The organism is Pedobacter sp. MR2016-19, from assembly GCF_014947265.1.
Taxonomy (GTDB): Bacteria; Bacteroidota; Bacteroidia; order Sphingobacteriales; family Sphingobacteriaceae; genus Pedobacter.
The window spans coordinates 133,488-148,674 of record NZ_JADCNK010000009.1 but is presented as its reverse complement, the minus strand read 5'-3'; the positions used below and the strand labels follow the sequence as shown (position 1 = coordinate 148,674).

The 15,187-nt window shown below is 37.2% G+C and carries 10 protein-coding genes; 1 reads left to right on the top strand and 9 read right to left on the bottom strand.

The features are described from left to right. Positions 1 to 96: 96 nt before the first annotated feature. The 5 genes from IM793_RS13755 to IM793_RS13735 all read right to left on the bottom strand — a co-directional run bounded on the left by IM793_RS13755 (position 97) and on the right by IM793_RS13735 (position 5,653). Entirely contained in the window at positions 97 to 2,388 is a 2,292-nt protein-coding gene (locus IM793_RS13755; protein ID WP_193422249.1) for a Tex family protein, read from the bottom strand. Positions 2,389 to 2,660: 272 nt separating this feature from the next. Then, on the bottom strand, positions 2,661 to 2,840 hold the full coding sequence (locus IM793_RS13750) for a hypothetical protein (protein WP_193422247.1): 180 nt from the start codon (positions 2,838 to 2,840) through the stop codon (positions 2,661 to 2,663). 41 nt (positions 2,841 to 2,881) lie between these two features. After that, positions 2,882 to 3,454 (bottom strand): pentapeptide repeat-containing protein, encoded by a 573-nt coding sequence (locus tag IM793_RS13745; RefSeq protein ID WP_193422245.1) that lies wholly within the window; start codon positions 3,452 to 3,454, stop codon positions 2,882 to 2,884. Between the two features lie 401 nt (positions 3,455 to 3,855). Further along, a complete protein-coding gene (locus tag IM793_RS13740; RefSeq protein ID WP_121287443.1) occupies positions 3,856 to 4,842 on the bottom strand; it encodes a pyruvate dehydrogenase complex E1 component subunit beta in 987 nt (328 codons plus the stop codon). A 253-nt stretch (positions 4,843 to 5,095) separates the two neighbouring features. After that, positions 5,096 to 5,653: a GNAT family N-acetyltransferase gene (locus tag IM793_RS13735; RefSeq protein WP_193422243.1), complete on the bottom strand. Its 558-nt coding sequence runs from the start codon at positions 5,651 to 5,653 to the stop codon at positions 5,096 to 5,098. A gap of 190 nt (positions 5,654 to 5,843) precedes the next feature. Between IM793_RS13735 and IM793_RS13730 the strand changes: the two genes are divergently transcribed. Beyond that, positions 5,844 to 6,965, top strand: coding sequence for an ATP-binding protein (locus IM793_RS13730; protein ID WP_193422241.1), 1,122 nt, complete (start codon positions 5,844 to 5,846; stop codon positions 6,963 to 6,965). 105 nt (positions 6,966 to 7,070) lie between these two features. On the opposite strand, the gene IM793_RS13725 is transcribed toward IM793_RS13730, so the two are convergent. The 4 genes from IM793_RS13725 to IM793_RS13710 all read right to left on the bottom strand — a co-directional run bounded on the left by IM793_RS13725 (position 7,071) and on the right by IM793_RS13710 (position 15,091). Continuing rightward, the gene (locus IM793_RS13725) at positions 7,071 to 9,926 is read right to left on the bottom strand and encodes a PD-(D/E)XK nuclease family protein (protein ID WP_193422239.1); all 2,856 of its coding nucleotides are present in this window, start codon (positions 9,924 to 9,926) and stop codon (positions 7,071 to 7,073) included. Between the two features lie 7 nt (positions 9,927 to 9,933). Next, a complete protein-coding gene (locus IM793_RS13720) occupies positions 9,934 to 13,152 on the bottom strand; it encodes an exodeoxyribonuclease V subunit beta (protein WP_193422237.1) in 3,219 nt (1,072 codons plus the stop codon). Between the two features lie 125 nt (positions 13,153 to 13,277). Further along, positions 13,278 to 14,081 carry a ThiF family adenylyltransferase gene (locus IM793_RS13715; protein ID WP_193422235.1) on the bottom strand — a complete coding sequence of 268 codons (804 nt, stop codon included), beginning with the start codon at positions 14,079 to 14,081 and terminating at the stop codon, positions 13,278 to 13,280. 8 nt (positions 14,082 to 14,089) lie between these two features. Continuing rightward, on the bottom strand, positions 14,090 to 15,091 hold the full coding sequence (locus IM793_RS13710; protein ID WP_193422233.1) for a YhcG family protein: 1,002 nt from the start codon (positions 15,089 to 15,091) through the stop codon (positions 14,090 to 14,092). Between the last annotated feature and the right edge of the window lie 96 nt (positions 15,092 to 15,187).

Genomic DNA, 15,187 nt, shown 5'->3' with positions numbered 1-15,187 from the left:
TAAAATAATTTATGCATTAAAAAGGCTTTCTTGTTTTATCAAGAAAGCCTTTTTAATGCATTTTGTGCTTAATTTTGTTTTCCTGTTGTAGATCTATTATTTAAACATCCCCTTCAACTTCGCCAGTTTCTCCTGCAAATCCCCATCAGCATCTTTCTTTTCCTGTTTTGGTTTGAAAGCTGGTTTTGCCGTTTGAGGTTTAAAATCCTGTTTAGGCTTTTGCTCTTTAGACTTAGGACTTCCAACTCCAGGCTTTTGACTAACCTCAGTTTTCATTGATAGCGAAATTCGTTTACGGGCAGCATCAACTTCCATTACCGTTACTTCTACTTTTTGATGTACTTTAACGATGTCATTTGGGTTCGCTACAAAACGATTGGCCAGTTGACTGGTATGCACCAGGCCATCTTGATGTACACCAATATCTACAAAGGCGCCAAAATTGGTGATGTTGGTTACAATTCCGGGAAGTTTCATACCCACTCTTAAATCGGCAATTTCATTTACACCATCAGTAAAACTAAAAGCCTCAAATTGCTCTCTCGGGTCGCGGCCAGGTTTAGCTAATTCCTTTAAGATATCATTCAAAGTTGGTAAACCGATTTCATCTGTAACATATTGTTGTGGCTTAATCTGCTTTTGCAACTGTGTATCTTTCATTAAAGCAGAAACGGTAGTACTCAGATCTTTTGCCATTTTACCTACTACAGCATAGCGCTCAGGGTGAACACCACTGGTATCTAAAACATTTTCCGCATTGCGGATACGTAAGAAACCTGCCGCCTGTTCGTAAGCCTTGTCGCCTAAACGAGGTACTTTTTTCAAGCTTTCACGGTTTTTAAAAGCACCATTTGTATTGCGGTAATCAACTATATTTTGCGCTAAAGTAGGGCCTAAGCCAGAAACATAGGCCAGGATTTGTTTTGAGGCGGTATTTAATTCTACACCTACGGCATTTACAGCACTGATTACAGTATCATCTAAACTTGCCTGTAATTTATTTTGATCAACATCGTGCTGGTATTGACCAACGCCGATAGATTTTGGGTCTATTTTCACCAATTCGGCCAATGGATCCATTAAACGGCGTCCGATTGAAACTGCTCCACGCACGGTAATGTCCTGGGTAGGAAATTCCTCTCTGGCTACTTCCGATGCTGAATAAATCGAAGCACCACTTTCGTTAACCATTACAATTGTAATGTGCGGTAAATTCAACCCTCTAACAAAAGTTTCGGTTTCTCTTCCTGCAGTACCGTTGCCAATGGCTATAGCTTCAATATTGTGTTTTTCGCAAAGTTGTTGTATCGTAAATTCAGCGTTTTTCACATTTCCCTGTCCGGTATGCGGATAAATTGCTGTATTCTCTAACAATTGACCTTGTTTATCCAAACAAACGACTTTACAGCCAGTACGGAAGCCAGGATCGATTGCCAACACATTTTTTTGCCCCATTGGAGCTGCCAATAACAATTGACGTGCATTTTCGGCAAAAACCCGGATGGCTTCCTGATCTGCTTTTTGTTTGGTGAAAACCCGAAGTTCAGTTTCCATTGCAGGTTCCAACAAGCGTTTATAACCATCTTCTAAAGCTTGCTGAACTTGCTTTGAAGCGGCATTATTGCCTAAAATAAACTGGTTCTGTAAAATAGCAATGGCATCTTCTGCTGGTGGAAGTGCATCTAATCTTAAAATCAGTTCCTTTTCACCACGGCGCATGGCCAAAACACGGTGTGATGCAGCTGTTTTAACCGGCTCGCTCCATTCGAAGTAATCTTTATATTTAATGCCTTCTTCTTCTTTTCCTTTGATCACTTCTGATTTAAAAACAGCTTTTTCCTGAAAATAAGTACGCATTTTGGTGCGAGCCTCAGCATTTTCAGAAATCATTTCGGCTATGATATCCCTGGCTCCGGCTAAAGCTTCGTCAAGCGAATTTACACCTTTCTCTGTATTAATAAATTTCTCAGCTGATGCAGCTAAATCAAAAGCATTCTGCTCAAATATCTGCAAGGCCAAAGGTTCTAATCCTTTTTCTTTTGCAACCGAGGCACGTGTTTTACGCTTGGGTTTAAACGGCAGGTAAATGTCTTCTAAGAGTGAAATGGTTTCTGCTTCGTTGATCTTTTTTTCCAGTTCGGGTGTCAGTTTACCAAGCTCGGTCATCGATTTTAAAATCGCTTCACGACGTTTATCTAAATCGCGCAACTGTAAAACCCTATCACGAATAGCAGCTACCTCAACTTCGTCTAAACTGCCCGTCACCTCCTTACGGTAGCGCGATATAAAGGGTACAGTTGCACCTTCATCTAACAAATTTATGGTTGCTGTTACTTGCTTTTCTGCAACTTTTAATTCGGCTGCAATTATTTTATGGTGGGTTAACATATCCTAAAGGTAAAAATTAAAGAGAGCAAAGCTAATCAGGATTTGCGGGATTTAATTATTTTTAGAATGAAGTTATCCACCGAAATTTGTGAGTAAGTTTTTGAAAAAAGGAATGATTATTTTTACTGCGTTCGATCATTTTTCCATTTATAAACAGCCAGCTATTGGGAAAGAGTTTTATACGTCTTTGCTTTTCAGCTTCTGTAATCTGTCCGGTAAGTGCTAATCTTCCAATTTGAATTTTACTCAGCTCGTCGGGAATAGCAATGTTTTTAGTGAATTTGATCCTCGGCGTACCTATGTTTAAAGGTAGACGTACTATAACTGATTATTTCTTTAGCCACTGGTACGGCTTTATGTACAGTTTCACGGATTTGCTGTAATAGTTTTTGTGTTTCAACAGGGAAAGTAGCGATGTATTGATCGATGTTCTCTCGTTTGGGCTGTTCCATCCTCGGTGGTTTTGTAAGCTGAATTTACAAATTATCAGAAGTTATTCGCTGATTTGGATATCGTATTTATGCAATAAGCCTGCAAGGCCGGATTTTGAAAATCTTGCTTTTTTGATCCTGTTGTTATCAGGGTCTATGGAGTAATTGTAAGCCGTTTTAAAATCTGCTTTTTCTAGTATTGTTCTATCAAAAGTAGCATTTAATAAATCACAATTGTATAATATTGCGCTGCTTAAGTCACATTCAGAGAAGTCGACTTCATGTAACTGTGAGTTTTTGAAATTGGTTTTTTTTAATTTTAATTTATAAAACGAAGAATGATCTAATTTGCAGTTGGTAAAACTAAATGCGAGGCCGAAATCGTTACAGTTGTCAAACCTTAAACCAAGCATTTTACAATCCTGGAAATCAGCATCGATAAATGATGTTTTGGTTAAGCCCGCCAAACTTAAATTGCAGGAAATGAATTGGCAGTCTAAAAATTTTACACCGCTTAAATCTGAACTGGAAAAATCGCAATTGAAGAATTTACAGTTTTCATATTCTGCTTTTGGGAGTGGGCGTACTGTAAAATCAGTCTTTTCGAAGGTTTGATCGGCTATGTATTCAGGCATGGGAAAAAAATTTAATAGGTATAGCGAAGATAAAAATATTAGTTTGGAAACCCGCGAGGTTTAATCCGATCGTCACCCTGACCTGTAGCGCAGCGGAAAGCTACGAAGTAAATTTATTTCAGGGTTTTTTCCTGCTATTAAAATTCATAAGCATTGCTTAGGTGTTCAATCTTTTGAAAAGCAGGGTTTAGTGTGCTTCGGTTGCGAAAACCCCGCTATCCGCTGCAAAGCCTTGGCTCGTTCCTCACCTTCGGGTTTTACTCTACTGTCGGGTTTATTTAACCTGAGCATTTCGTTTTTGGAATATAAAACCTGCAAGGTTTAAAATAAAAAATCCCCCAAATTGCTTTGGAGGATTTATATCTTTTGGTCTTCGGCTAAGCTCAGACTACAATTTTTAATTACTTTTTAACGTACATTACTTCTTTTACCGCTTTAACTACACGCTCAGCATTTGGTAAGCTTGCTGCAATTAAAGTTGGTGAATATGGAAGTGGAACATCTGCACAAGTGATACGTAAAACCGGTGCATCTAAATAATCGAATGCATGTTTTTGTACCATGAAAGCAATCTCGCCAGAAAGAGATGCCAATGGCCAGGCCTCTTCTACCACAACCAAACGGTTTGTTTTCTTAACGGATGCAATAATGGTATCATAATCGATAGGACGTACAGTACGTAAATCAATAACTTCTACATTAATCCCTTCTTTTGTTAACTCTTCTACCGCAGGGTTTACAACGCGGGTTAACATTTTACCAAAAGTTACAATGGTTACATCAGTACCTTCTTTAGTTACTTTAGCTTTACCGAGTTCGATATAGTATTCCTCTGCAGGAACATCGCCTTTGTCGCCGTACATTACTTCAGATTCCATGAAAATAACCGGATCCTGATCTATAATTGATTGTTTTAATAATCCTTTTGCATCGTAAGGTGTAGCTGGAACTACTACTTTTAGTCCTGGTGTATTTGCAAACCAGTTTTCGAAGTTTTGAGAGTGCTGTGCACCTAATTGACCTGCGTTACCTGTTGGGCCGCGGAAAACCATAGGGCATGAGAACTGACCACCACTCATTGATAAAATTTTAGCAGCACCATTGATAATCTGATCGATAGCTACTAATGAGAAGTTAAAGGTCATAAATTCCACAATTGGAATAAGGCCTGCTGTTGCTGCACCAGTTGCAATACCTGCGAAACCTAGTTCGGCAATCGGGGTATCGATAATGCGTTTCGCACCAAACTCATCAAGCATACCCTGACTTACTTTGTACGCACCGTTATATTCTGCTACTTCTTCACCTAATAAAAAAACGCGGTCATCTTTACGCATTTCTTCGCTCATGGCTTCGCGTAGTGCTTCTCTAAATTGGATTTCTCTCATTGTAAATTTTAATAACGGTGGCAAATATAATTATTAATCGCTTTGAAACCAAAGGCTATAATGCCTATGTTTTGTAATAATTATAGGTAATTCTCTTAATTATTTAGCCTTTTTGAAGCGGTTTTTTTTGTTTATTTGTCAAAAGAAGAAATAATATTGGGCGATTGTGTTTTTGATAAGCTTATTGTATCAAAGCTTTTGCTTTTTCCGAAATATCTTCATCAAAAACATTTGGTTCCGATTATATCTAAACTTAATGATTAGGATTTAATAATCCATAAATTTCACTATCAAGAAATTGGCCCCTAAAATAATAATCCTGTTTAAAAAGGGCCTCTTTTACAAAGCCATGTTTGAGCAGCATCTGTCTTGAAGCATCGTTTTCTACATTAATGTTTGCACTGATGGTATGCAAGTTCACTTCTTCGAAACCAAAAGCAATTGATTTTTTCAGTGCTTCGGAGATAATTCCTTGTCGCCAATAATCAGGGTGCAGCATGTAGCCGATCTCGGCACGGTGGTTGGCAAAATCGGTGCGCCAGTAACCAACAGAACCAATCATTTTTTCAGGCTTTTCTTTTAAAGCAATTACCCAGGCCAGGTTATCGCCGTTTTCATAACCATTTCTGAAACGGGATATAAAGTCTTTGATCTCAAAAATGTCTTTTGGTCTTTCCCTGTCAATGTATTTCATTACATTTTCGTCGGTGCGCATGGCAAAAAGTGCTTCGGCATCATTAAGATCATGTTCACGAAGAATTAAGCGTTCGGTTTCAAGAACCGGGAATTTTGTGAAATTTAAGGTTAGCATTTTTAAAGATAAGCTTAGAGATAAAGGCAATTTTTTTGTAACGAAAATTATAAATGTCTTTTATTTATAATAACATATTCTTTTATTATCCCTGATTTTACATTTGAATTAAATTAATTTATTCCCCAAATATAGCTATTTTCAGGGATTGTATTCCCCAAAAATAGCTATATTTGGGGAATTGAAGTTTATGGTTAAAAGAGCGTTACAGCCAACTTTAGAAAGTAAGGTTGATTTTAAAAAAGCAATAGTTGTACTTGGTCCAAGACAGGTAGGTAAAACTACGCTGATTAATAAAATCGCTGGCTCTTTAACTAGTGATTATCTCTACATCAATGGAGATGACCCTGGCGTAAGACTATTATGGAACAATCCAACACAAGCCTTTATTAATACTTTTATCGGCGAGGCTAAGGTTGTTGTATTTGATGAGGCACAGCGACTTGAAAATATAGGTTTAACTGCAAAGATGATCATTGACGCTAACAAAGATGTTCAGCTCTTCATATCTGGTTCTTCAGCGTTGGAAATTGCAAGTCAGATTAATGAACCTCTTACAGGTCGTAAGTGGGAGTACAGATTATATCCTTTGTCTTGGCGGGAATTGAAGGATCAATATTCCTTTGCCAAAATTCACCCACGTTTGGAGGAATTTTTGATAACTGGCATGTATCCTGATGTAATTAATCATAGCGAAAATGCGATAGAAATATTAAATAATCTTGCTGGAAGTTATCTATATAAGGATATTTTAGAAGCGGGTGGTATTCGTCGACCGGATGCGCTTTTAAAACTTTTGCAGGCCCTTGCCTGGCAGGTGGGAAATGAGGTTTCTTATAATGAGCTTGCCCAAACTGTAGGTATTGACAAGGCAACGGTTAACAATTACATAGATCTGCTTGAAAAATCATTTGTGGTCTTTCGCTTAAATCCTTTGGCCCGAAATTTAAGAAATGAGATTAGCTCTTCCCGGAAAATCTATTTTTATGATAATGGGATCAGAAACAGCATCATTAATAATTTTTCGCCGATTGCTCAACGTAATGATATCGGTGCCTTGTGGGAAAACTTTATTATAAGTGAACGGAAAAAAAACCTGGCCTATAGTGGCTTTTATGGCAATACTTATTTTTGGCGAACCGTAAGTAAAACAGAAATAGATTATATTGAGGAACAGGATAACAAAATAACAGTTTTTGAACTAAAATGGAATCCTAAAGTAAAAGTAAAGTTTCCTAATGCTTTTATGGAAAAATATATTCCTGAGGCAGCACATGTTATCAATAGGGATAATTACTGGGAATTTTTATAAACCAGCATGCCATTTAAAAATATCCCCTTATTTAAATAGACTACTTACGTTCCTGCCAGTAAGATGTTGAAAAAAGTTCTATTTAGACAAATTTTTTGCTTTTAATTATTTCCCAAATAAAGTTTTATAAATAGAGTATTTGTAGTTATCCTCAACTGCGCTGGCCACAAAATAAGGCGCTTCAAAAAGTTCGGTCAGTTTTTTTCTTAATTCGGCAAGAAATTCTGGTTTGATTTCTTCTAAATAGGCTCCCGATAGATTTTGCCTGCCCGATTTAAACCAAACGCCATCTGCGCTCATGGTTTTTACTACATATAAATTTGGCTCTACAAAACTTTTGCCCGAAAATTGTTCGTAAGCATAAGTATATAATAAGGTTTGGATCAACGCTTTATTAATATGTTTGCCGTCAGAGTTGAATAACTCTGGAATATCTTTAAAAGTTAACTTGTCACTACCGGTTTTATAATCAATAATTTTAGTAACGCCGTCTTTAACATCAACACGATCGATAAAGCCAAAAATTTTAACGCTGGCTTCATTCCCTCTTAACGGAAAACTGATTTCAGCCTCTACCTTTTGTTCTAAACTAATAATATTAAAAGGGGTTTGCGCTTCATCCTGATTTAAAATGATATTCACATACGCATCTACAATAGATAAAATAACCTTTTGCATGCCTTTGTATTCCATTATCATATCTGGATTTTTGAACATCACAGCATTAAAGGCTTTTTGTATCAGACTGGGAATCTGTTTGCGTTTCTCCTTAATGCGCTCCGCAGTAATTTCAGCAGACTTTAAATCCTCGTAAAAATACTCCATCACTTTGTGCAGAATCGAACCAATTTCGTTGGCTTCTACTACTGCACTAATCTCTTTAGGTTCTTTAATACCTGCAATATAATTGAAAAAGAAATCTATCGGGTTGGAAATGTATTGAGTGAGTGCCGAAGGCGAAAGCACCTTCTTTTTATCGAGGTATTTTTGAAGTGTTTCCTGGATAAACGCATTATTAGTCTTTTCGATCTTTACTTCTTTAAAAGGTTCGGTTTTTACCTCCAGATTAAGCTCATTATAGGTGAAATCGAACCCGCTTTCGTACTCAAGCTGCTTTAAAATCCTGCTGGCTTCACCTGAAGTAGATTCGTCGGTTAGGCTATTATAGACAAAATTGATATTCTTTGCTCTCTGTAATAGGCGGTATACCATGTAAGAGGAAATGGCATCAAGATTTTCGAGGACAGGAAGGCCATAAACACGACGGATGGAATCAGGAATAAAACTATTGCCAATGGATGATTTTGGAATAATACCTTCATTAAAACCTAAAATAACCACTTTATCGAAATTTAAGTTGCGGGTTTCAAGCAATCCCATCACCTGAATGCCATTCAGCGGATCGCCTGAAAGCGGTACAGCGATGGCCTGAAGCGATTTTTGGACGAGGTAAATTACAAAAGGAATTTCCTCTTTCCCGATATGGTTGCTAAACGTATCGTGCAAACGGTTCAACTCCTGTATGGTTTTTACAAACAGTTCCGCATCGATTTTTTTAAGTGTTTTTGCATTTGATAAGCGGGTTAACACATAATCCAGTACATCCAGTAAATTAGTAACCACATGCTGCGGATCATCGATTTTTTTATAAAAAGTCTCAAACAGTCCGCTTTGTCTTAACAGGCGTTTATGATCGATCTCTACCTTGTTTTCTTCCAATAGTGCGGTTAAAATTTTATCCCGCATTTTCTGGGTAAGGCCCGTTAAAGGATGCGTTAAAAAAGCTTCTACATTTTTATAACTTATTTTGTCCCGCTGTAAAATTTCCAGCTGACTCCCTAACCATAAATCAACCAACCCAAAAATACTTGAGGTTGATAAAGCAAAACCCATGGTGACGTTGAGGTCGATTTCTTTTCCGTTCAGATTTGTAGGTATCGTTTGTAGCGTGGGGATCAGCAGGCTCTCATCTGCCAAAACTACTACTGTTTTCCCAACAGTTTCGGCTGCTGTATAGTCTTCTCTTAAAATATTGTTCAGGATTTTGGCCTGTGCAGATTGTCCCTGAACCTTAAAAACATTGACCTGGTGTGGGACAGATTTCATCAAACTTTCCTGTCCTGCAAATTCATTTTTCAATCCAAGCTGGTTGATGTTTTTACGTAAAAACAAACCTGCTTCCTGCGAAACATCATCTAAATAATAGGGATCGGCATCAAAATAAAATAATGCTTTTTCAGCATCTTGTAGCTGGGTAAATATTTTAGCCTCGGCCCTGCTTAATGCATTAAACCCAACAAAAATGATCTTACCTTTATCGAAATTCGAAATAAATTCCTGGTGATTCGTAATATCATCAGCCAGATGGCGGTAAACGGAACCATTAGTTAAATATCCCTGTTCTTTGAGCGTTGCATGGAATTTATGGTAAAGTTTGGGCATCCTTCGCCACATCTTGATGAAAAGCTCCTGTTGTTTTTTATGTTTTCCTTCTGAATAGGAAGTCCAGAACTGGGAAAGAAATTCATATTGTTCGGGACTTAAATAATCGAAATCCTTGTTTATAACAGATATATCTTCCAGATCGCGGTATAATTTTTCAGCATCAATCAGGTCCGCATCAATCTGATTAAAATCGCTTAAGATGATCTTTGCTAAAGGAAAAAATTTGTGACTTGATATGTTTTCCAGCTTCTCTTCTGCGAGCAGTTGGTTATAAATTCTGTGAAGGGTAAAAAACTGCAGGTAAAAATCGGCTATTTTATAACTGGTAGAATTGGCAAAGAATTCCTGTATGGTAAAAAATGACGGACTGAAAAATGGTTTCCCGATGATATCAGCAAAGTGTTTCTGCAAATACGCAGATGGACGTTTGTTGTTAAAAATGATCGCACAGTTTTTCAGCTGATTTCCAAACCGGGCAACTAAATCTTCGGCAACTTCCTGTAAAAATGGTTTCATCTGCATATTATACTAATTTCAATTTGCCTTTAACTGCGTAGAAAACATAGGTTTTGATATTGTGATAACCCATTTCAGTAAGTAAGGTTCTGTAATTATTTACCTGTTCGATGTGTTTATCGCTTTCTTCCAACGTAAATTTATAATCAAGGATAATTACTTCATCGGCGTTAATCAAAACCCGATCAGGACGGTGCAGTTTGCCATTGGCATCAATGATGTTTTTTTCTACAATGCTTTCGCTTGCGTTAGCAAAAATGGCCTGCAGTTCGGGATTGTTCAATACTTCCAGTGCGGAATCGATTAATTTCTGCTTTTCTTCTTCTTTGATAATGCCCTGCAAAACCAGGTTTATTGTATAATCTTCTACTTCTTTGGTATTACTTGCACTGGCTAGAATATCGTGTAATAAGGACCCTTTTCGGCCTGATTTTTCAATGTTAACCAGATGTTTTAAATGTTTTTCTGCTGAGGGAACATAGAGCTCCGATAAACGGGTTGTGGTTGGATAACTAGTTAAGTTGATGAAATTCGAATCTTCAGTTTTACTTTCAACAGTTACAGGTTCTACAATTTCGTACACGCCGTTTTCATCAAACTGCTCATCAAAAGTGAAATTGATTACATCACCCATATTGGATAATTTCAATTCCTTTTTGGCCATTGTAGCAATGTAGAGGTAATCTTTTGATCGTGTGGTAGCCACATAAAGCATATTAAGGGCATCCATATTATTATAAAGAAGTTCTTCGTAATATGCCTTTGCAATTGCCGAATCGGCCAATGCTTCATTGTATTTTAAAGGGATACCTTTCAATTCTTTATAAACTGTTTCTTCTGATGAAACCCAAAAAGTGCTATTGGGTTTGCCTTTGATCTCCCAATTACAAAAAGGAACAAAAACAGCCCTAAAAGCTAAACCTTTCGATTTGTGGATAGTAATAATCTGTATCGCATCAGCACCTTCAGGCGATGGCAATGATTTTTTAATGCCGTCTTCTTCCCACCAGGTTAAAAATGAAATGATGCCTTTTTCACCAAGTTTTCCGGCAGAAGCAGTCAGATCTCTAAACGCCAGCAGATAGGGAAGATTGGCAGTTAATTTTTTTAAACCGTAGCTTTCAATTAAAATTTCTACGAGTTCGGGCAGCGGAAGCTGCAACCAGCTTTGCCAGTTTTCGCACAAAGTAACCGGTAAAACCGTGGTAAGTGTACTTAAAGGTTTATTGCTAAGGTTGAAGTAATAATTGGCATCAATCTCTTTTTCATGCAGAGAATGATAAAGTGCAATACAGTTGGCTTTATATAATGCTGTTTGTGCTTCTAAACCAATAATTACTTTTAAAGTGTTAATAATGAGCTGTATGGCTGAGTTGTTGGAAATCAATAATGCATCGCCAGACAAAACAGGCAAGCTATGTTCCATTAATTTTTTAACAGTTAATAAAGCTTCGCTGTTCGAACGAACCAAAATGGCAATATCTTTTAGCGCATACTGCTGTTCGTTTTTGAGGTGATTTATTTCTTCAACAATATCATCTAAGGCTATATCTCTAAAAACAGTTTCTGTAAACCGGGCTTCATGAGGTGCATGATCTTTACCAAACTTTTTAATCTTAATCGTTCCACCTTTTAAGGTATTGGTAGCAAAGTTTTGGGTAGAGCCACCGTAAATATCGGTAATAATTTGTTGGTAATGCTGTTCTTGCCACCATTTGGAAATGCTTTCGGGTTTGGTAGCGAGGTTTTCGTTCAGTTCGTTCTGCAACGTTAATGGGATAGCCTTATAAAGAAAATTATTGAAAGTGATGATGTTTTCAGCACTCCGGTAATTCTCTTCCAAACTTTCTTCCAATACATTTTCAGCACCAACATCTAACTTGGCATGTTTATGAAGAATGTTCCAATCTCCATTGCGCCAGCGGTAAATAGACTGTTTTGTGTCGCCAACAATCAAGTGATCGATTAAATCCTGACTAGGCATAGCCATTGCATTGGTCAAGAGTGATTTAAAACTTCCCCATTGACTTGTAGAGGTATCCTGAAACTCGTCGAATAAAAAATTACGGTAGCGGTTACCAACTTTCTCCCAGATAAAAGAAGGATTGTCGCCGGCATCTTCTGTAATTCCCGAAATCAGTTTTTGTGCATCACTGATCAGCAGGTTATCATTTTCGGCCCGGTATTCTTTCAATAACACAGCAATTTCCTGCATCAACCTTAAATAATAGAGGTTTTTATTAAAAGCGATAGCCAAACTGTAGTTCGGTAAATGCGTTAAATAATGCGCTTTTAACTTTTGCAGGATCGGATTTACAGTATCATAAGCTTCAGGAAAATTTGCATTCTTTTGAAACCACTCATCAGATTCATCAATTAAATTGAAAAGTGGTTCAATCTTTGAAAAATCGCCCCTGGCAACCAGAATAATTTTAGCCAGCGGACTTCTCGATTTTCCTTTTAGGTATTCAGTTTCTACCCCGATTACATTTAAAGCTTCGTTAGCTTCTGTTGCCAGCAAAACCAGTTCCTCTTCAAAGTTCTTGATTTCTGCCTTGGTAATACTGATGTATTTTTTAAATAATTCGTCGATGTTTTCTAAACCTAAAGCGCTAACCGCATCTTCAAAAATCTGGAAACGTTCCGAAAATATTTCACCAATCAGGTTATAGAGTTCAAATTTATAATTCCAGCTTTTATTGTCGCTGATACGTTCGATGGCCAGGTCGATAATCCATTGCAAAAGTTGTTTATTATGATCTAAAGCTTCATCCAGTTTATTTACAAGATCATCTTTCACCTTATCATAATTCATTTCTAAATTATAATCGGCATTAAGGCCCAGTTCGAAAGCAAAACCCCGGATTACTTTTTGCACGAAACCATCAATGGTGCTCACTGAAAAACGGCTGTAATCGTGCAAAATTTTACGGTAAATTTTATCTGCTTTAAACTGCAGTTCCTGAGGGCTTAATATCGGATAGGCGAGTAAAATGATTTTCCGATAATCTTCGATTTTTTTTGATGGATTACCCTTTGCCAATCCTAACAATACCTCCAGAATCCTGGTTTTCATTTCCTCCGTGGCCTTATTGGTAAAGGTTACCGCTAAAATTTCGCGGTATTTATTATCGCCGCTGAAAAGCAACGTGAGATAATGTGCAGTTAAACTGAACGTTTTACCAGAACCTGCGGAGGCTTGAAGAATTTTGAGGGGTTGGGGCATATTGTTTTTCTAATTCCCTCCTTTGGAGGGGTACCCATAGGGCGGGGTGGCTACTATAGACTCATTATTATTTTACCCTAACTTACAACAATTTAAAATCTGCACGAAATCAGGATATCAATAATTTAACTTCTATTTGGATTTTTATTTTTCCTTTTATTAAGTGTTTTATGACTGATCCTTGCCGGACGTTCGGCCATTTCGATGGGCAGGCCGAGCAAATCGCGAATCACCACCGATGCACATGCACCACCAAATGCTGCGGGCAGATAAGAAACTGTGCCATAAGCAGAACGTTTGAAATTACTTCCATCCGTCATAATCATAGAATTTTTATCCATTTCTTCTGTAGAAAAAACTGCTTTTATTTTTCCTGCATTAGGAAGTTTATTCAACCTTTTGCGCACATAACTTGCAAATACACATTGATAAGTGTCAGGAAGAAGTGTAATTCTCAATCGTGTCGGATCCATTTTACCACCAGCACCCATCGAACTCACGATTGGGATGTTTTTTTCCAATGCAGTTCCTAATAAAGTAATTTTAGGCATCACACTATCAATACAATCCATAATGTAATCGAATTTCGATTCTAAAATTTCCCTGCATTTTTCAGGCGTTAGAAAGGTATTAACCACATGAAGTTTTAATTCGGGGTTAATAGCCAGTAAACGTTCCTGCATAATTGCGGCTTTACTTACACCATGATTGGTTGCCAAAGCGGGTAGCTGCCTGTTTCGGTTGGTTGGATCTACCACGTCACCATCAACAATAGTCATTTCTCCAATTCCTGAGCGGCAAATAAATTCGGCAGCAAAAGAACCCACTCCACCTAAACCGATTACCAAAACATGTTTCGATTGGAGTTTATCTATTCCATCATTCCCAAGAAGGAGGGCAGAGCGCGAAAGCCAGCTAACATCAGACATAATATATTCTATAAATTCTTTATTTTTTCAATTTCTTTTTTCATTTCATCCATTAATTGCTGCTCTGTAGGTAGATAAAGTTGATATTTACTTGCTATAATAGTTTTATTGTTTTCAGGCAGTGATATTTTTACTACTGCATCGTTTTTATCGGTGCATAATAGAATACCAATGGTTGGGTTCTCGAAATTTTGTTTTTCAAAACGATCGTAGTAGTTTACGTACATTTGTAATTGCCCCATATCCTGGTGGCTAAGCTTGGTTGTTTTAATCTCAATTATTACAAAGCACTGTAAAAGCCGATTGTAGAAAACAAGGTCAATAAAAAATTCATCTCCATCAATGTGTATGCGTTTCTGTCGTGCCACAAATGAGAAGCCGTTTCCAATTTCTAACAGAAAATCTTGTAGGTGCGTAAGAATAGCTGTCTCTAAATCCTTTTCGTAGTAAGCTGTTTCTTTTTTCAGTCCCAGAAATTCTAATACCATTGGGTCTTTGATAATCTGCGTTGGTTCTGTTGGCTGTTTTTCAGCTCTAGCTATGGCTAAAACAGATTCAATATCGTTGCTCAGTAATAAGCGTTCAAATAATTGGCTATTTACCTGTCTTTCTAGTTGTCTTGCTGACCAATTATTTTTTTCAGCCTCAGCAATGTAGAAATCTTTTTTGTCTTGATTATCAATGCTTATCAGGATTTTATAATGTGTCCAACTGAATTGCGTCCGCAGTGCAGACGCAATTGGGAAAGCACGATAAAACTGCCTATTTCTTTCCAATTGACGAATTGAAAATCCTGTTCCTAGTTGTGGCTGAAACTCATCGGATATAGATTTAATGAGGTATTCGCCATAACCGGCTCTATCTTTACCCGATTGTTCTTCTTCAAAAATAACTTTACCGATTTTCCAATACATAATCATCCTTTCTGTTTCAACGGAACGTACTGCTCGTTCTTTTGAGTAGGTTATGATGGATTGTATTTGTTGTAAAAGCTCTTTTTTTAGTTGCATTAAATCAATTTAAAGGAATTATAGTAATCTTTAATATAAAATTTAGGTAATGAGAATAACCTGTATATTAATTTACTAAAAATGTTAGTTTTTAAA

What these genes read in the sequence shown, in the direction of transcription:
- IM793_RS13715 (WP_193422235.1), bottom strand. Translation starts at nt 14,081, where the DNA reads ATGTCTGATGTTAGCTGGCTTTCGCGCTCTGCCCTCCTTCTTGGGAAT.
- IM793_RS13735 (WP_193422243.1), bottom strand. Translation starts at nt 5,653, where the DNA reads ATGCTAACCTTAAATTTCACAAAATTCCCGGTTCTTGAAACCGAACGC.
- IM793_RS13740 (WP_121287443.1), bottom strand. Translation starts at nt 4,842, where the DNA reads ATGAGAGAAATCCAATTTAGAGAAGCACTACGCGAAGCCATGAGCGAA.
- IM793_RS13730 (WP_193422241.1), top strand. Translation starts at nt 5,844, where the DNA reads ATGGTTAAAAGAGCGTTACAGCCAACTTTAGAAAGTAAGGTTGATTTT.
- IM793_RS13750 (WP_193422247.1), bottom strand. Translation starts at nt 2,840, where the DNA reads ATGGAACAGCCCAAACGAGAGAACATCGATCAATACATCGCTACTTTC.
- IM793_RS13720 (WP_193422237.1), bottom strand. Translation starts at nt 13,152, where the DNA reads ATGCCCCAACCCCTCAAAATTCTTCAAGCCTCCGCAGGTTCTGGTAAA.
- IM793_RS13710 (WP_193422233.1), bottom strand. Translation starts at nt 15,091, where the DNA reads ATGCAACTAAAAAAAGAGCTTTTACAACAAATACAATCCATCATAACC.
- IM793_RS13755 (WP_193422249.1), bottom strand. Translation starts at nt 2,388, where the DNA reads ATGTTAACCCACCATAAAATAATTGCAGCCGAATTAAAAGTTGCAGAA.
- IM793_RS13745 (WP_193422245.1), bottom strand. Translation starts at nt 3,454, where the DNA reads ATGCCTGAATACATAGCCGATCAAACCTTCGAAAAGACTGATTTTACA.
- IM793_RS13725 (WP_193422239.1), bottom strand. Translation starts at nt 9,926, where the DNA reads ATGAAACCATTTTTACAGGAAGTTGCCGAAGATTTAGTTGCCCGGTTT.